This window comes from Flintibacter porci, assembly GCF_041925195.1.
Classification (GTDB): Bacteria; Bacillota; Clostridia; order Oscillospirales; family Oscillospiraceae; genus Lawsonibacter; species Lawsonibacter porci.
The window spans coordinates 152878-170781 of sequence record NZ_JBHEVB010000008.1 but is presented as its reverse complement, the minus strand read 5'-3'; the positions used below and the strand labels follow the sequence as shown (position 1 = coordinate 170781).

Below are 17904 nucleotides of genomic sequence, written 5' to 3'. Positions count from 1 at the left end.
TCGGCTGCGCCGACCAATTAAAATGGGTGATTTGATGAACACCAGTCCTCTCCTCTCTAAGTCAAAGGCCTTTGCCCTGGAAATTATTCAAGTCTGCAACCAGATCAAGCGGGAAAAACGAGAAACCATTCTGGTCAATCAGCTCCTCCGCTCCGGCACCAGCATTGGCGCCAACATCCGCGAGGCCTTTTACGGTCACAGCCGGGCCGACTTTATCGCCAAGCTCCAGATTGCCTTAAAAGAATGTGCAGAAAGTGAATATTGGCTGGAACTCCTGCTGGAGAGCGGGTACTGCACTCAGCAGGCTCCCCTCTCCCACTGTGTGGAATTAAAAAAACTGCTGATTGCTTCTCTCAACACCGCAAAGTCCAAACAAGGAAATTCTCCTCCGGCCTTATAGAACATACGTTCTAATCCGTAGACATAATATACTCCCTTTGTCCGGTTCTGTCAAGTTTGTTTTTCCCGTATTTACCAAGAAAAAAGCCGTAAATTGTCCTGACAACGGGACATTTCAGGAAAAAAGCACAAAAAACAGCGCGCCATATTTGAAATGGCGCGCTGTTTCTTTTGAAAATTATGCTTAGAAATACTGCTTGATGCCCTCGGGAGCCAGGTCGGGCTCGTCGCTGATGGTGATGGTGAACTTGATGTTGTGCTTCTCACCGAAGTTGTTCAGCCAAGCCAGGAACTCCTCGGTCTCGGCATAGTTCTCGATGGGAACGATCTTGGTCAGGCTGTCGATAAAGACATGGGTAATGTCATAGTTACCGGCATACAGGCCGCTGACGAAGCCCTTCAGGGCGGTGTAATTGGCAATATCATACTGGCTGGCCTCTACCAGGCGGATCTGATAGTGAATGTCGAAGGTGAGCTTGTTGCCCTTCTCGATGCACACCACGTTGCCGTGCTCGCTGCCAACGGCCTCGTTGATCATGTCGATCATCTGCTTGGTCTTGCCGGTGCCCTTCTTACCCATGATAACTCGAATCATGTGAATCACTCCTTAATGGATGTTACGTGGGAAGCAGGTCCCTTACGTTACTATAACTTTAACATAAGAGGGGCCGGTTTTCAACCGCAAAGTTATGAATTTTTTTGGTAGAGCGGCGGTCAGCGCAGAGCATAAATCCCGGCCTTTTCCGGAAAATCTGGAAAAGGCCGGGATTTGTTTCATTTCGTCGGATTTAGCCGCTTACAGCCGCTTTTCCAACTCTGCTTTCTCCTTCTCGCAACCGGGCTTGCGCCCGCCGAGTCAGGCCGCGAAGGCTTCGCTGCTCTTACAGCCGCTCCTCCAGAGCCTTCTTCTGCTCCTCGTAGCCGGGCTTGCCCAGCAGAGCATACATGTTGACCTTGTAGGCCTCCACGCCGGGCTGGTTGAAGGGGTTGACCTCCAGCAGATAGCCGGACAGGCCGCAGACATACTCGAAGAAGTAGATGAGGTAACCGGCGGTCTTGGCAGACAGAGCGGGCATCTCAATGCGCACATTGGGCACACCGCCGTCCACGTGGGCCAGGATGACCGCCCGCATGGCCTGCTCGGCCACAAAGGCCATGGACTTGCCGGACAGGAAGTTCAGGCCGTCCACGTTCTCGGGATCGTTGGGGATGATGAACTCGCCCTTGGGGGCAAACTGCACCACGGTCTCAAACATGAGCCGCTCGCCCTCCTGGATATACTGGCCCATGGAGTGCAGGTCGGCGGTAAACTCCACGCTGGCGGGGAACAGGCCCTTGCCCTCCTTGCCCTCGCTCTCGCCGTAGAGCTGCTTCCACCACTCGGAGAAGAACCGGAAGCAGGGCTCATAGCAGGCCAGCAGCTCCACCTTCTTGCCGCCCTGGTACAGAGCGTGGCGGGCAGCAGCATACTGCCAGGCGGGGTTCTCAGCGCCGCCCACGGACAGGTCGGTCATAGCCTGGGCCGCGCCGCCCATGAGCTCGGCAATGTCGATACCGGCCACGGCAATGGGCAGCAGACCCACTGCGGTGAGCACGGAGAAGCGGCCGCCCACGTCGTCGGGCACCACGAACTCCTCGTAGCCCTCGGCGTCGGCCAGACCCTTCAGCGCGCCGCGGGCCTTATCGGTGGTGGCGTAGATGCGCTCCCGGGCGCCCTCCTTGCCGTACTTCTCCTCCAGCAGAGCCTTGAAGATACGGAAGGCCACAGCGGGCTCGGTGGTGGTGCCGGACTTGGAGATGACGTTCACGGAGAAGTCCCGGTCGCCGATGAGGGCGATGGTCTCCAGCAGAGCGTCGGTGGACAGGCCGTTGCCGGCAAACAGGATGTCGGGGGTGTCCTTCTTCTTCAGATTATAGTTGGGAGAGGCCAGCAGGTCGATGACAGCACGGGCGCCCAGATAGGAGCCGCCGATGCCGATGACCACCAGCACCTGGGACTGCTGCTGAATCTTCTTGGCAGCGGCCTGGATGCGAGCGAACTCCTCCTTGTCGTAGTCCCGGGGCAGATACACCCAGCCGGTGAAGTCGCCGCCGGGGCCGTCATGGTTGGCCAGCATAGAGGCGGCCTTCTCCAGACCAGCCATGCGCTGGGTCAGGTAATCCTGGGGAATGAACCCCTCCAGTTTTGTCAAATCTAAGTGAAGCATACTTGCAGGTCCTCCTTGAGAAGTGAAGTATAGGATGCTGGAATCAGTATAGCACAAAACGTCCCGTTTTCCACCTGGAAAAAATCAATGGAAATAAGGAAATTTTTCTCCCTCCTGCACAAAAAAAAATCCAAAATAACTCTTGACAAATGGCCACATACAGGATAAAATAGTCCATGCTGTTCGGACGATTAGCTCAGCTGGTAGAGCATCCGCTTGACGTGCGGGAGGTCACAGGTTCAAGTCCTGTATCGTCCACCAGATAAGCACGGAAACAACTTGTTTCCGTGCTTTTTTGTTTTTCTTAGGATCTGCTTAAAAACCCCCGCTCTGCCTTGCAATCCCCCTCTGCCCCGGGTAAAATAGGGACAAATCTCCAGCGGCTGTACCGGCACGGTCCACTCTGCTGGCAACAGGAGGAACCCACCATGGATCATTGCTCCGACCTCACCAGGGCACCCGGCGCTCCAAACCAGGTCCGCATCCCCTATCTGGACGCCCTGCGCTGTCTGGCCATTCTTCTTGTCATCGCACTGCATGTGACCGCCCCCATCATGGTCAGCCCCACCCTGTCTCAAACCAATACCTGGCTTGCCTGCATGGTGCTGGACCCGCTGGTGCGGGTGGGTGTGCCTTTATTTTTGATGATCAGCGGCTGCCTGATGCTGGACGATCCCCGCTCCAGAGAGATCACACCCTTTTACAAAAAGCAGCTGCCTAAGCTGCTGATCCCTCTGGTGGTCTGGAATGGGATCTACTTCGCCGTGGCGGTCCTCACCGGCTCCCAGCCCCTCAGCCTGTCGGTCTTTCTGCAGCTTCTCCTGGGCCAGGGCGTGAAGTACCACATGTGGTACATCTACATGCTCCTTGGCATCTACCTGATCTGCCCCTTCCTGCGGCGGCTGATCGAGACCTGCACCCCCCGGCAGATTCTGCTTCTGTTTGGCATCATTCTGTTCTCCTCCACCCTCCGTCCCGCCCTCAATCAGGTCCTCCCCTTCCAGGTGGTGCTGTTTGGCCCTATGCTGGAGGGACTGGTGGGGTATGTCCTGTTGGGCTGGCTGCTGGGGCGGCAGGAGCTGAGCCGCCGGACCCGGCTTTTGATCTATCTGGGCGGCGCGGCAGGATATGCCGTGCATTTGGTGGGGAATCTGCTCTACGCCTGCCCGGAACAGAGCTATCTCCCCTTTGAAAGCGGCTACGCCTTCCCCCACTATCTCATTGCCGCCGTCCTGTTCGTGTGGGTGCGCACCTTCTTTTCCCACCACGCCCAGGCGCTGCGCCCGGCCCAAAAGCCCCTGCGCCTGTGCGCCCAGGTGGTCTTTGGCGTGTACTGGGTCCACCCTCTGGTGCTGGACGTTATCACCCATCTGCAGCCCGATGCTCTGCCCCTGGCTGCCGCTCTGGTTTTGCAGGGCGTGCTGACCGCCCTGCTCTCCTTCCTGTTTGCCGCCTGCGTGTCCAGGATCCCCCTGCTGCGCCGCCTGCTCCAGGGATAACCGCACAACTTTTTCATACGCAAAAAAAGCATCCGCAACACGGATGCTTTTTTGCTGCGCCTGCAGCGAAATTTCCCTTGTAACACCCCCTTTCTCTGGGGTAAAATAGGGGTATCCCTTTAAAAACCCCCGCCCCGGCAGACGTTTGAGGCAAGTCTCCCCGGGCGAAAAATCGTACCACCCCCCGTCTCTGTCTGGAAACGGGGGCATTGGCGCGTCTATAACTTCCATATTATGGAATATAAGGTCACTAGGAGTGATTTGCTTTGAATATATTACGTTCTGTTTTACAAAACCTGCCGGAATTTCAGCAGCTGCTGGCCGCGTTGGACGGGGGACAGTCCCCGGCGGCGGTGTCCGGCCTGGGCGCGGTGCACCGGGCCCACTTTGCCGCCGCCCTGGGCGCGGCCTCGGACCGACCCGTGGTGGTGGTGTGCGCCGATGAAAGCGAGTGCGAGCGCATGGCCCGGGACCTGGCCTTCTTCACCGGCCAGAGTGTGCCGGTGCTCACCGCCCGGCAGTTTACCTTCCACAACGCCGCCACCGTCTCCCACCAGTGGGAGCACCGGCGCTTGAAGCTGCTGTGGGCGCTGTCGGAGGGGGAGCTGCCCTGCCTGGTGGCCTCGGTGGAGGCCCTCCAGCAGCGCACCTTGCCTCCCGATGTCCTCAAACAGGCCACCCTGGAGCTGGCCACCGGCCAGCAGATTGATCTCAACGACCTGGCCGCCCGTCTCACTGCCGCCGGCTATACCCGCTGCCAGCAGGTGGAGGGTCCCGGCCAGTTTGCCCTGCGGGGCGGCATCCTGGACGTATTCTCCCCCGCCATGGACGCCCCCGTCCGGGCGGAGTTCTGGGGTGACGAAGTGGACGCCATGGGCTCCTTCGACCCGGCCACCCAGCGGCGCACAGAAAACCTGGACCGGGCGGTGCTTCTGCCCGGCGCGGAGACGCTGCCCCAGCTGGCCCCCGGCGGGCTGGGCGGCCTGCTGGCTCTGCTGGATAAGCGCATTGTCAAGGCGGAGAAGGACGGCCACAAGGCGCTGAAATCCACCCTGGAGACCGACCGTGAGGCCCTGGAGCAGGGCCGCTCTCTCCCCGCGGTGGACCGCTACCTCCCCCTCATCTACCCCACCCTGGCCACCGCCGCCGACTACCTGCCCCTGGACGCCTGCGTCCTCTTCTCGGAGAGCAGCCGGGTAGCCGAGCGGGCCAAGACCTACCAGTGGCAGATGGAGGAGGACGTGAAGACTCTGCTGGAGCGTGGCGAGCTGGACGGCAGCTGCGGCGACCTGTCCCGCTCCTTTGCCCAGCTCAACCAGGTGCTGGAGAACTGGCCGGTAGCTTATCTGGACTCCTTCACCCTCTCCACCTACCCCACGCCTCCCCGGTGCGTACTGTCCCTGATGGCCAAACAGCTCCCCTCCTTCGGAGCCAGCCTGGAGACGGCGGTGCAGGATTTAAGCCACTACCAGTCCGCTGGCTTTGGGGTGCTGGTGCTGGTGTCCTCGGAGCAGCGGGCGCTGAATCTCCAGACCCTTCTGCGGGAGCAGAAGGTGACCTCCGGGGTGGAGTTCTCCCCCAAGACCCTGCCCAAGCCGGGACAGATCATGCTCACCGTGGGCGGCCTGTCCGGCGGTATGGAGTACCCCGGCCTGAAGCTGGCCGTCATCACCGAGGGCCAGGCCGCCCCCCAAAAGCGGCCCCGGCAGAAAAAGGAGACCACCAACCGCCAGAAGCTCAAGTCCTACGCCGACCTCTCCCCCGGCGACCTGGTGGTCCACGAGCACCACGGCGTGGGCCGCTACGTGGGCATGGTAAAAATGCCCGCCGACGGCATTGAAAAGGACTATGTGAAGATCGCCTATGCCGGCTCCGACGTGCTCTACGTCCCCGCTACCCAGCTGGACCTCATTTCCAAGTATATCGGCGGCGGCGAGGACGCCCAAGAGACGAAAAAACTCTCCAAGCTGGGAGGCACCGACTGGGAACGGGCCAAGACCAGGGCGAAAAAGGCGGTGCAGGACCTGGCCAAGGGCCTCATCGAGCTCTACGCCCAGCGCCAGCGCCAGCCAGGTTACGCCTTCTCCCCCGACTCCCCCTGGCAGCGGGAGTTTGAGGAGCAGTTTGAGTACACCGAGACCGACGACCAGCTGCGGTGCATCCAGGAAATCAAAAAGGATATGGAGTCTCCCGTACCCATGGACCGGCTGCTGTGCGGCGACGTGGGCTACGGCAAGACCGAGGTGGCCTTTCGGGCCATGATGAAGTGCGTGCTGGACAGCAAGCAGGCCGCCGTTCTGGTGCCCACCACCGTATTGGCCCGGCAGCACTACCTCAACGCCCTGCGCCGCTTCCAGAAGTACCCGGTGAACATCGACGTGGTCTCCCGCTTCCGCACCCCCACCCAGATGAAGGAGACGCTACGCAAGGTGGAAAACGGCGGGGTGGATATTCTCATCGGCACCCACCGCCTCTTTAACAAGGACGTGAAGTTTAAAGACTTAGGGCTGCTGGTGGTGGACGAGGAGCAGCGCTTCGGCGTGCAGCACAAGGAGAAGCTGAAGGAGACCTTCCGCCAGGTGGACGTCCTCACCCTCTCCGCCACCCCTATTCCCCGCACCTTGAATATGGCTATGTCGGGCATCCGGGACATGTCCACCCTGGAGGAGCCCCCCGCCGACCGCCTTCCCGTGCAGACCTATGTGCTGGAGCACAACTGGCCGGTGGTGGCCGACGCCATGCGCCGGGAACTGGAGCGCGGCGGCCAGGTGTACTACCTCCACAACCGGGTGGAGACCATCGACCGCACCGCCGCCCGCATCCAGCAGATGCTGGGTGAGACGGCCGCGGTTGGCGTGGCCCACGGCAAGATGAGCCAGGAGGCCATCGACGACGTGATGAGCCGCATGACCGACGGGGAGCTCAACGTGCTGGTGTGCACCACCATCATCGAAACCGGCATCGACCTGCCCAACGCCAACACCCTCATCATCGAGGACGCCGACCACCTGGGACTGGCTCAGCTCCACCAGCTCCGTGGCCGTGTGGGCCGCTCCAACCGCCGGGCCTACGCCTACCTCACCTACCGCCGGGGCAAGGTGCTCACCGAGGTGGCCGCCAAACGCCTGGCCGCCATCCGGGAGTTTGCCGAGTTCGGCTCCGGCTTCAAAATCGCCATGCGGGACCTGGAGATCCGGGGCGCGGGCAACGTGCTGGGTCCCGAGCAGAGCGGCTTTATGCTGTCCGTGGGCTACGATATGTACCTGAAGCTGCTGGAGGAGGCCGTTTTGACCGAGCAGGGCCAGACGCCCCCCAAGCGCACCGAGTGCTCCGCCGACCTCAGCGTGGCCGCCTCCATCCCGGACCGGTACGTCCCCTCCCCCGAGCAGCGCATGGACCTCTACCGCCGCATTGCCGCCATCCGGGACGAGAGCGAGGCCGACGATCTGGTGGATGAGCTCATCGACCGCTACGGCGAGCCGCCCCGCACGGTGAACAACCTCATCTCGGTGGCCCTTCTCCGCGCCGCCGCCTCCCAGGCCGGGGTCACCGACATCGCCCAGAAGAAGGGCCAGCTGGTCTTTACCCTGGATCAGTTCAATCTGGAGCAATTCTCCGCCCTGTGCGCCGACCCCAAGTTCAAGGACCGGCTGCTCCTCATCCCCGGCGACGTGCCCCGCTTTACCCTGCGCCTGCGCAGCGGCGACGAGCCCCTGCGCACCGCCCAGGCTCTCATCTCCGCCTTTTCCGCTCTGGGCTGAGACTTTGCTTGCCCTAATGCCCGGTTTGTGCTATGATGGTCTGACCCAAGCTTAATTTAGTCTGAAATCATCGTGAAATAAGAAAGGATCTGTACCATGCCTACCTTGAAACGTCTGGGAGCCCTCTCCCTGTCTCTTGTTCTGGCCCTCACCGCCTTCACCGGCTGCGGTGCAAAGGGCGGCAGCTCCAGCAGCTCCAGCGACGGCAGCTCCTCCCAGGTCCAGGCCATGGACCTCTCCTCCGTCACGGACCCCTTCCTGTCCACCGCCGGTCTCTCCGGCGACACCGTGGTGGCCACGGTGGGCGACACGGAGATCACCGCCGACAGCCTGCTCTACTGGCTGGCCGCCACCGTGGACGGCAGCGCTCAGTACTACGCCATGATGGGCATGAGCGCCTCTGACCTGCCCTGGGACACCGAGATGGAGGACGGCTCCACCATGGCGGAGGGCTTTTTGAACAACGCCCTGCAAACCGCCGCTCTGTACGCTCTGGTCCCTGTCATCGCCCAGCAGGAGGGCCTGTCTGTCTCTGACGAGTCCGCTCAGACCATCCAGCAGGCCATAGACAGCTTTGCCCAGCAGGCTGGTGGCGATGCTATGGTAGATCACATGCTCTGGTCCAGCGCCCTCACCCGGGACCTGTACACCCGCATGATGCAGGCCGGCGACCTGAACACCCAGCTGATGAACCGCTACTACGGCGACGGCGCTCCTGACGCCCCCAAGGATGAGGACATCCTCACCTATGTCTCCGACAACCTGCAGATCGCCTACAAGGCCAAGCACATCCTGCTCAAGACCGTGGATACCAGCAAGCCCATCAAGGACGCGGACGGCAAGGCCACCGGCGAGTACGAGCCGCTGGACGACGCCACCGTGGCCCAGAAGAAAGCCACTGCCGAGGACATTCTCGCCCAGCTCCAGGCCGCCAGCGACAAGGAAGCCCTGTTTGATGAGCTGATGAAGGAGTACAGCGAGGACACCGACTCCTCCGGCAACGTGAACAGCCCCGAGGGCTACGAGGCCAAGTCCGGCCAGATGGTAGCCGCCTTTGAGGAGGCCGCCCTGGCCCTTCAGCCCGGCGAGATCAGCGGCATTGTGGAGAGCACCTACGGCTATCACATCATTCTCCGCCTGCCCATCCAGGCCGCCGACTACCGGGATCAGTACGTCTCCTATCTCATGAGCCAGCGGCAGCAGGGCTGGCTGGAGCAGTTCCCTGTGGAGACCAACGACGAGTACAAGAAGATCGACCCCGCCGCCTTCTACACCCAGCTCACCGCCCTGCGCACCGCGGTGCAGGCGGAGGTGACTGCCGCGCAGGAGGAGAGCTCCGGGGATTCCAGCAACAGCTCCAGCGGTAGTTCCAGCAGCAGCTCCAGTGCCTCTTAATCCTTCCTGAATATTTCTCTTGTGGGAGTGACGAAAAATGTCGCTCCCACTTTTTTATTTGGAGTTCCGCCCTGCGGGGCGTCCTACTTTGCCCACGGCGGCAAAGTAGGCAAAACGCCGCCGGGGATCGCCTTCGGTGAGCACCTTCGCGCAGCGGGTGCTCACAGGCGGCTTGTCCCCGGACCCCTTCTACGAAAGCGGGTCACTTCGGTCCGGCAGTTATTTCCGGCGGGCAAAATCAAGATCTGTTCCCCTCCTAATCTCGGCCCACTGGGGCCTACTTCCATCCAAATTTGTTGGCATTGCACCTCTGAATGACACCGCCTGGTGCCTGCCTTCCTGTTGGGTGCAGCGGTGGCTGGGCGGACCAGCTGCCACGGCTCTGCCAAGGTATGCGGTGTCTGTACAGCGCGGACGCGTTCAAATTTCCACCTCGCAGGCCCCAGTGGGCCGAGGCAAGAAGGACAGAGGATCTTGTCTTAGGCCCGCCGGGAAGGCACAACCATACCCCCAAGAGGACGTCCCCTGTAGCCGGGGGTCCGGGGGTAAGAGACTATGAGCACCCGCCTTCGGCGAGGTGTTCATCGGAACGCAACCCCCGGGGCATTTTTGGTTCCTTTTTGGGCAAACAAAAAGGAACCCGCCCAGCAGGGCGGACTCTCCCCCGCTTAAAAATGGAATAAATTTCCTCCCCTCCCCAATTCCCTAAAATATGGACAGGCCATGGTCTATACTGGCAGAACAAGGAAGGAGCGAGAGAACCATGAACAACTGGCACAGTATACCCACAGACCGTCTGTTAGAGGAATTGGACGCCCGGCCCCAGGGTCTCACGACCAAGCAGGCCAAGGACCGCCTGGACCGCTACGGTCCCAATGCGCTCCCCGCCCCGAAACAGGCCAGCCTTCTGGCCCGGGTGCTGGCTCAGGTCACCGACCCCATGATCGTAGTGCTGTTGGCAGCGGCAGGGCTGTCTTTGGCGGTGAGCGGCGGAAAGGACTGGTTGGACGGGGCCATTATTCTGGTCATTGTGGTGGTCAACAGCGTCCTGTCCATCTCTCAGGAGGACCGGGCCCAACAGGCCCTGGAGGAGTTGCAGAAGCTATCCTCCCCCATGGCTCAGGCTCTGCGGGACGGCCGCCAAACCCGGGTGCAGGCCAGCGACCTGGTCCCCGGGGACATCATCTACTTAGAAGCCGGGGACCTGGTCCCTGCCGACGCCCGGCTCCTGTCCTCCAGCCGCCTGCAAACCGACGAGAGCGCCATGACCGGCGAGTCCGCCCCGGTGGAAAAGGACCCGGACCTCATCCTTGCCCCCGACGCCCCTCTGGGGGATTGGGTCAACATGGTCCTCTCCGGCACCCTGGTCACCGCCGGTAGGGGCACGGCGGTGGTCTGCGCCACCGGCGGAGACAGCCAGATGGGCCATATCGCCGGGATGCTCTCCGACCAGGAGGAGGGCACCACCCCCCTCCAGGCCCGGATGGCGGAAATTTCCCAAAAGCTGTCCTTTCTGTGCCTGTGTGTGTGCGCAGTGATGTTTGGGGTAGGGCTCCTCCAAGGGAAAAAGATGCTGGATATGTTCCTCACCGCCGTCTCCCTGGCGGTGGCCGCCATTCCGGAGGGCCTGCCCGCCATCGTTACCATTGTGCTGGCTCTGGGAGTAAGCCGCATGGCCAGGCGGGGTGCTATCGTAAAAAAGCTGCCCGCCGTGGAGACTTTGGGCTGCGCCGGGGTCATCTGCTCGGACAAGACGGGCACCCTCACCCAGAACCGCATGACGGTCCAGCAGCTGTGGCTGCTCCCCGGCGGACACCGGCGGGAGGCCCTCACCGGGGGCGCGCTGTGCTCTGATGCCCGGCTGGAGTGGCGGGCGGGTGCTCCCGTGGCCTCCGGTGACCCCACCGAAGGGGCTCTATTGGTGGCAGCGGCCCAGGAGGGGCTGGACCAGCACAAGCTGGAGGAGGCGCTGCCCCGGACTGACGAGTTGCCCTTTGACTCCACCCGCAAACGCATGTCCACCATCCACGCCCTGCCGGAGGGGGGCTACCGGGTATATGTGAAGGGCGCTCCCGACGTGCTGCTGCCCCGGTGCACCCAGGGGCCGAAGGGTCCCCTCTCCCCCGACGACCGGGGACGCATTACCGCCGCCAATGAGGAGATGGCCCGCAAGGCCCTGCGGGTACTGGCGGTGGCCTTTCGGGACCTGTCCTTCCTCCCCGCCCAGCTCACCCCCCAGCTGCTGGAGGACAACCTCACCTTTTTAGGCCTCTTTGGCCTGATGGACCCGCCCCGGCCGGAGGCCAAGCTGGCGGTGGCACGCTGCCACCAGGCCGGGGTGCGGCCGGTGATGATTACCGGCGACCACCGGGCGACCGCCTCCGCCGTGGCCCGGGAGCTGGACATTCTCCGCCCTGGGGAGCTCACCCTTACCGGCCCGGAGCTGGACTTTATGCCCCAGGAGGTGCTGGAGGAGGACATCCACCGCTTCTCCGTCTTCGCCCGGGTGTCCCCGGAGCACAAGATGCGCATTGTCCAGGCCTGGCAGAAGCGGGGGCTGGTGGTGGCCATGACAGGAGACGGCGTCAATGACGCCCCCGCCCTGAAGGCCGCCGACATCGGCTGCGCCATGGGCCGCTCCGGCACCGACGTGGCCAAGGGGGCCGCCCACATGATCCTCACCGACGACAACTTTTCCACCATTGTGGCCGCCATCGAGGAAGGCCGGGGCATCTACTCCAACATCCGCAAGGCCATCCACTACCTGCTCTCCTGCAACATTGGCGAGATCTTCACTATCTTTACCGCCACCCTGCTGGACTTCGGCACCATGCCTCTGGCTCCCGTGCAGCTTCTCTGGCTCAATCTTGTCACCGACTCCCTCCCCGCCCTGGCGCTGGGCGTGGAGCCGGTGGAGCCGGGCGTCATGGACCAGCCGCCCCGGGACGCACGGGCCGGGCTGTTTGACGGGAAATTCACCCTGCGCCTGCTGTGGCAGGGACTGATGGTGGGCGTTCTCACCCTGGCGGCCTACTTTTTGGGCTTTACCCGCCTGGCTGCGCCGGGCAGCGAAGGCCCTGTGGCCAACACCATGGCCTTTGCCACCCTCACCCTCTGCCAGCTCTTCCACGCCTTCAACGTGCGCAGCGAGGACCGCTCCCTGTTTGCCATGGGTCCCCTGTCCAACCCCGCCATGAATCGGGCCTTTCTGGCCGGGCTGGCGCTCCAGCTGGCGGTTTTGCTGGTGCCGCCTCTCCAGAGCGTCTTTTCCACCGTCTCCCTGGACCTGTATCAGTGGCTCACGGTGCTTCTCCTCTCCGCGGCTCCTGTTCCCATCTGTGAGATCAGCAAAGCGCTCACCGGCAAAAAAAACAACGCCAGGCAGACCGCCGCAGTTCCCTGAGAGCTGCAAAAACGGCCGCCACCCTTTGGGGTGGCGGCCGTTTTTTACAGTTTGGATGGGAAGCGCCTTACCGCTCCTCCCGGAAGTAATTGAGGCCCAGCGCCTGAGGCTGGCCGGAACCCTCCCGCTTGCGCACGGAGGTGACCACCAGCACCACGGCGGTGATAATAAAGGGCAGGGCCTGGTAGAGCTGGGTGGGCACCGCGGCCAGCCAGCCCAACCCTTCGGGGAAGGCGGCGGCCAGGCTGGAGCCCGACACCCGCAGGGTGTTGAAGAAGCCAAAAACAAAGGTACCCAGGATAGCCAGGGCGGGATTCCAGTTGGCAAAGATGACCAGGGCCACCGCGATCCAGCCGTAGCCGTTGATCCAGCAGCTGCTGTTGAAGGAGCCGGACATGTTCAGGGCCATATAGTACCCACCAATGCCCATCACGCCGCAGCCCAGGCAGATGTGGATATACTTATACCGCTTTACATTGACGCCCACCGAGTCGGCAGCGCCGGGGTTCTCGCCCACCGCCCGCAGCCGCAGGCCGGGGTTGGTGCGGTTGAGATACCACCACATCACCAGGGCGATGACTACGCCCAGATAGACCAGAACGTTGTGGTTGAACAGTCCCTCACCCAGCACCGGGATCTGGGACAGGCCGGGAATGGGCAGGTTGGCAAAGCCCTCTTTGATGTTGGCGTAGTCGTTCATGACGGGCCAGCTGATGGCTTTGACGCCGTTGCCCACAAAGAAATACACACCCAGGCCGAAGGTGGTCAGGGTCAAACCGGTGATGTTCTGGTTGGCCTGGAGGGAGACGGTAAGAGCGGCAAACAGCAGGCCGCACAGCGCCCCCATCAGGAAGGCCATCAGGATGCCCACGCCCAGACTGTTGGCGTAGCAGCCCACGATATAGCCGAAGATGGCGCCCACCGCCATGATGCCTTCCACGCCCAGGTTCAGGCTGCCCGACTTTTCCACCATGATCTCTCCGGCGGTGCCGTAGAGCAGAGGAATATTATAGACCACGATGTTGTGGATGAAGGTGGTTACCACCCCCATTTTATCCATTTCCATTCTCGCCGCCCCCTTTCTTGGTTCGAACGATCTTGAAGCGGATCAGGAAATCCGCGGCCAGCACCAAAAACAGAATCGCGCCCTGGAGCATATCCGCAAAGCTGGAATCCACCTGGGCGAAGGTGGCTGCCGCCACCGTGGAGCCGTGCTGAAGCATGGAGATGAGGGCGGACACCAGGAAGATGGCTCCGGTATTCAGCTGAGACAGCCAGGCCACGATCACGCCGGTCCAGCCTACATCGTCGGTAAACGAGGAGGACAGGATACCCACGGTGCCCACCTTGAAGGCGGCGGCCAGGCCGATGAGACAGGCGGACAGGAACACGGTGCGCAGCACGATGCGGTTGACCTTCATGCCCGCGTACCGGGCGGTACCCACGCTGTCGCCCACCACGGCGATCTCATAGCCCTGCTTGGAGTACTTGAGGTAGCCGTAGACCAGCACGCCGATGATCAGGGTAAAGATGACGCACACGTTGAGCTGGAATTTCCCGATGGGGATGGTGGGGAAGGAGACCTCCTTGCTGAAGTTGGCAAACACCGGACGGGCCGAGGAGGTATCCAGGAAGAAGTTCCAGGAGGCCTGAGTCTCACCCAGGAACACCAGGAAGTACAGGGCCACATAGTTGAGCATCAGGGTCATCAGGGTCTCGTTGGTACCGAACTTCACCTTCAGCGCCGCCACCAGAGCCCCGTACAGCCCGGCGGCCAGCATGCCGGCCAGGCACATGAGCAGCAGGGTCACACCCTCCGGCAGCACGCTGCCCAGCTTCAGCGCCACCGCGCCGGCGGCCACCGCGCCCAGGATGAACTGGCCCTCGCCGCCGATGTTCCAAAAGCGCATTTTAAAGGACAGGGACAGGGCCACCGAGGTGAGCACCAGGGGGACAAAGACCTTGAGATAGTTTTCAAAGGTCTTATAGGCGATCTTGTTGCCGATCATGCCCATGGTGAACATGCGCTGGTAGTAGGCGATGGGGTTGACTCCGATGGCCAGCAGCAGCAGGCCGCCCACCACCAGCGCCAGCAGAACCGCCCCGAGATAGAGCGACAGCTTTTTCCACATCGGACAGCTGTCCCGCTTTACGATATGAAATCCCATGTCACTCCTCCTCCCTCTTGCTCTGCTCCAGCTGCTCCTGGGAAATATTAGTGTCCTTGGCGATGCCGGCAGGCTTGTCCTCATACTTGTTGGTCAGATCCAGCGCGCCGGTCATCATCAGGCCCAGCTCCTCCTTGCTGGTCTTGTGGGCGTGGACCACGCCCATCACCTTTCCGTGGCACAGCACCATGATCTTGTCGCACAGGGCCAGCATCACGTCCAGGTCCTCGCCCACAAAGAGGATGCCCACGCCGTCCTTTTTCTGCTGGTTGAGGATGTTATAGATGGCGTAGGAGGAGTTGATATCCAGGCCGCGCACCGGGTAGGCGGTGACGATGACGTTGGGACCGGCCTTGATCTCCCGGCCCAGCAGCACCTTCTGCACGTTGCCGCCGGACAGGCGGCGCACCGGCGTCTCGGTGGAGGGAGTCACCACGCCTAACTGCTCAATGACCTGCTCCGCCGCCGCCCGGCCCGCCTTCCGGTCCACCAGGGGGCCCTTGGTCTCGGAGTAGTTTTTCAGGATCATATTGTCCGTAATGGACATGGAAGGCGCCAGGCCCATGCCCAGCCGGTCCTCCGGGATGAAGGACATGGAGATGCCCTTTTCCAAAATGGCCTTGGGGGAAAGGCCCACAATGTTGTCTCCCTTGTGGATCATCAGGCCCGACCGCACCGGCCGCAGGCCTGCGATGGCCTCACACAGCTCCTTCTGGCCGCAGCCCGCAATGCCGGCCACGCCCAAAATCTCGCCGCCGCGGATATAGAAGCTCACCTTGTCGATGGCCACTGCGCCCTCGTCGTTGTCGATGGTGAGGTCTCGGATCTCCAGCAGAGGCCGGGTCTTTTCCACCACAGGCCGCTCGATGTTCAGGTCCACCTTCCGGCCCACCATCCACTCGGTAAGCTCCTGCTCGTTGGTCTGGGCCGTCTCCACGGTGGTGATGTACTCGCCCTTGCGCAGGATGGCCACCCGGTCGGAAATCTCCATCACCTCATTGAGCTTGTGGGTGATGATGATGATGGAGTGTCCCTGCTCCTTCATACGGCGCAGCACCGCAAAGAGCTTTTGGATCTCCTGCACCGTCAAAACGGCGGTGGGCTCGTCCAGAATGATGACCTTGGCGCCGTAATACAGCACCTTGATGATCTCCAGGGTCTGCTTTTCCGACACGGCCATGTTCTTGACCTGCTTTTTGGGGTCGATGTCAAACCCAAACTTTTTGGCCATGGCCTCGATCTGGGCATAGCGGTCCTTTTTCAGCAAAAAGCCCGCCTTCTCCTTGCCCATCCAGATGTTGTCCGCGGCAGAGAACACCTCCACCAGCTTGAAGTGCTGGTGGACCATGCCGATCCCCAGGCGCTTGGCCTCCTGGGGGGAGTGGATGGACACGGACTTGCCCTCCACGAAGATCTCGCCTCCGTCGGGCTGGTAAATGCCGGAGAGCATATTCATCAGCGTAGTCTTGCCCGAGCCGTTCTCGCCCAACAGCGCCAGGATCTCGCCCCGGCGCAGGGTCAGGTTTACATCCTTGTTGGCCACCACGCTTCCGAAGGTCTTGGTAATCCCCCGCATTTCAATGGCGTATTCCTCCGCCATGGAATCACACTCCCTCTTTTGTATCTGCAAATCGTTGTCGGTTTTGTTTCAGGCTTGGTTTTTCCAGTTCAAACCGGACCTTGTTCCGGCCCAAACTGCAAAAATCAAAACCGGGCCGGCCGGTTGGCCGGCCCGGTTGTTCGGGTCTTCAGACAGTTGCGCGGGCGAATCAGGCCACCACAACGCCCTTCACCAGATAGTTCATGCTGCCGGTGATGACGCTGTCCTTCACGGAGGGACCGCCGGCGGGCACGATCTCGGTGTTGGCGGCAACGACCACCTGGTCGTCCTTCACCTCATCCCGGTCGCTGGTGACCAGGGGAGCATCCACCTTCTCGATGGTAGCCTTGCCGTCGGCGACGGTGATGTTCAGCTTCACGCCGGAGAACACATCCCACTCGCCGGAGGCGATCAGGGCCTTGACCTGGTCAATGGCGTCCTGAGTACCGGCAGCGCAGTTCTCGCTCAGGGGGGACACGTCAACCATGCCCTCATTCAGGCCGCCGTAGTAGGCGGGGCCGCCCATCTTCTCCACGAACTGGTCGGCGGACTCACACTCCATGGCGGTCTGGATGGCCAGCTTGTAGTACACATCCCAGTTCCACACGGGAGCGGTGAGGTGGGCAGCGGGGGCGTCGGCGGTCATGTCGGAGTTGTAGCCGCAGCCGAACTGGCCGGCCTTCTCCGCGGCCAGCTGGGGCTGAGCGGAGTCACAGTGCTGGGCGATCACACCGCAGCCGTAGCTCTTGATGAGCTCCTCGGCAAAGGCGTACTCGTTGACCTCGTCGGTCCAGGTGCCCAGCTCCTTGACATAGACGGTGGCGTTGGGGTTGACGGCCTGCACGCCCAGGGTGAAGCCGTTGATGCCGGAGCAGGTCTCGGCGTACTCGGTATCATAGGCGGAGACATAGCCGATGTTGTTGTTGCCGGTCTCCAGGCTCTTGAGACCCGCAGCGATGCCGGCCAGGTAGCGGGCCTGATAGATGCGGCCGAAGTAGTTATTGTAGTTGGTGTCGTTGCTCTTGAAGCCGGTGGCGTGGGAGAAGATCACGTCGGGATACTCCTGAGCCTTCACTTCCATCTCGTTGAGGTAACCAAAGGAGATGCCGAAAATGATGCTGCAGCCCTCACCCACCAGAGTGTCCACGGCGGCGCCCACCTGGGTGTCGTCCTCGGGAACCTGGTCCACGATGACCAGCTGCTTCTCAGGATCCATGCCCAGCTCCTTCATGGCCTTGGTGATGCCGGTGTGATGGGCATAGGTGTAGCCGGCGGTATCGCTCTTCTTGTTGATATAGATGGCGCCTACCTTAAAGTCGGAATTGCTGGTCTGGGAGCCGCTCTGGCTGCCGGAACCGCTGCCGGAGCCGCTGCTGCCGCAGGCAGCCAGGCCCAGGACCATGGCAAGAGCCAGTACAAGTGCGAGAATCTTCTTCATGTGCAAAGTTCCTCCTTGTTTTCTCATTCGTTTC

Annotated in this window: 11 protein-coding genes and 1 tRNA gene; 6 read left to right on the top strand and 6 right to left on the bottom strand. The window is 61.7% G+C overall.

Going from position 1 to position 17904, the window contains the following annotated elements; genetic code table 11:
• The first annotated feature begins 34 nt into the window (after window positions 1-34).
• The gene (locus ACEVJL_RS10685) at window positions 35-400 is read left to right on the top strand and encodes a four helix bundle protein (RefSeq protein ID WP_374737830.1); all 366 of its coding nucleotides are present in this window, start codon (window positions 35-37) and stop codon (window positions 398-400) included.
• A gap of 183 nt (window positions 401-583) precedes the next feature.
• On the opposite strand, the gene ACEVJL_RS10680 is transcribed toward ACEVJL_RS10685, so the two are convergent.
• Together ACEVJL_RS10680 and ACEVJL_RS10675 are read right to left on the bottom strand one after the other, a co-directional pair.
• On the bottom strand, window positions 584-994 hold the full coding sequence (locus ACEVJL_RS10680; RefSeq protein ID WP_008982287.1) for a hypothetical protein: 411 nt from the start codon (window positions 992-994) through the stop codon (window positions 584-586).
• A gap of 286 nt (window positions 995-1280) precedes the next feature.
• Window positions 1281-2606: a glucose-6-phosphate isomerase gene (locus tag ACEVJL_RS10675; RefSeq protein WP_020989962.1), complete on the bottom strand. Its 1326-nt coding sequence runs from the start codon at window positions 2604-2606 to the stop codon at window positions 1281-1283.
• Between the two features lie 185 nt (window positions 2607-2791).
• On the opposite strand from ACEVJL_RS10675, the gene ACEVJL_RS10670 reads away from it, so the two are divergent.
• The 5 genes from ACEVJL_RS10670 (at window position 2792) to ACEVJL_RS10650 (ending at window position 12664) form a co-directional block, all read left to right on the top strand.
• Window positions 2792-2867 (top strand) — tRNA-Val (locus ACEVJL_RS10670).
• A 167-nt stretch (window positions 2868-3034) separates the two neighbouring features.
• Window positions 3035-4105, top strand: a complete 1071-nt coding sequence (locus tag ACEVJL_RS10665; protein WP_374737829.1) for an acyltransferase — start codon at window positions 3035-3037, stop codon at window positions 4103-4105.
• Between the two features lie 266 nt (window positions 4106-4371).
• The gene (gene mfd, locus ACEVJL_RS10660; protein WP_374737828.1) at window positions 4372-7866 is read left to right on the top strand and encodes a transcription-repair coupling factor; all 3495 of its coding nucleotides are present in this window, start codon (window positions 4372-4374) and stop codon (window positions 7864-7866) included.
• A gap of 96 nt (window positions 7867-7962) precedes the next feature.
• Entirely contained in the window at window positions 7963-9261 is a 1299-nt protein-coding gene (locus ACEVJL_RS10655) for a peptidylprolyl isomerase (RefSeq protein WP_374737827.1), read from the top strand.
• Between the two features lie 763 nt (window positions 9262-10024).
• Entirely contained in the window at window positions 10025-12664 is a 2640-nt protein-coding gene (locus ACEVJL_RS10650; protein WP_374737826.1) for a calcium-translocating P-type ATPase, PMCA-type, read from the top strand.
• A 67-nt stretch (window positions 12665-12731) separates the two neighbouring features.
• Here ACEVJL_RS10650 and ACEVJL_RS10645 read toward each other — a convergent pair whose 3' ends face one another.
• The 4 genes from ACEVJL_RS10645 to ACEVJL_RS10630 all read right to left on the bottom strand — a co-directional run bounded on the left by ACEVJL_RS10645 (window position 12732) and on the right by ACEVJL_RS10630 (window position 17870).
• Window positions 12732-13730, bottom strand: a complete 999-nt coding sequence (locus tag ACEVJL_RS10645; RefSeq protein WP_374737825.1) for an ABC transporter permease — start codon at window positions 13728-13730, stop codon at window positions 12732-12734.
• Window positions 13717-14832 (bottom strand): ABC transporter permease, encoded by a 1116-nt coding sequence (locus tag ACEVJL_RS10640; RefSeq protein WP_008982295.1) that lies wholly within the window; start codon window positions 14830-14832, stop codon window positions 13717-13719. The genes ACEVJL_RS10645 and ACEVJL_RS10640 overlap by 14 nt, the downstream gene beginning before the upstream one ends.
• Before the next feature lies 1 nt (window position 14833).
• Window positions 14834-16432 carry an ABC transporter ATP-binding protein gene (locus ACEVJL_RS10635; protein WP_020989964.1) on the bottom strand — a complete coding sequence of 533 codons (1599 nt, stop codon included), beginning with the start codon at window positions 16430-16432 and terminating at the stop codon, window positions 14834-14836.
• Window positions 16433-16601: 169 nt separating this feature from the next.
• The gene (locus ACEVJL_RS10630) at window positions 16602-17870 is read right to left on the bottom strand and encodes a BMP family ABC transporter substrate-binding protein (RefSeq protein WP_325208181.1); all 1269 of its coding nucleotides are present in this window, start codon (window positions 17868-17870) and stop codon (window positions 16602-16604) included.
• Window positions 17871-17904: the final 34 nt, after the last annotated feature.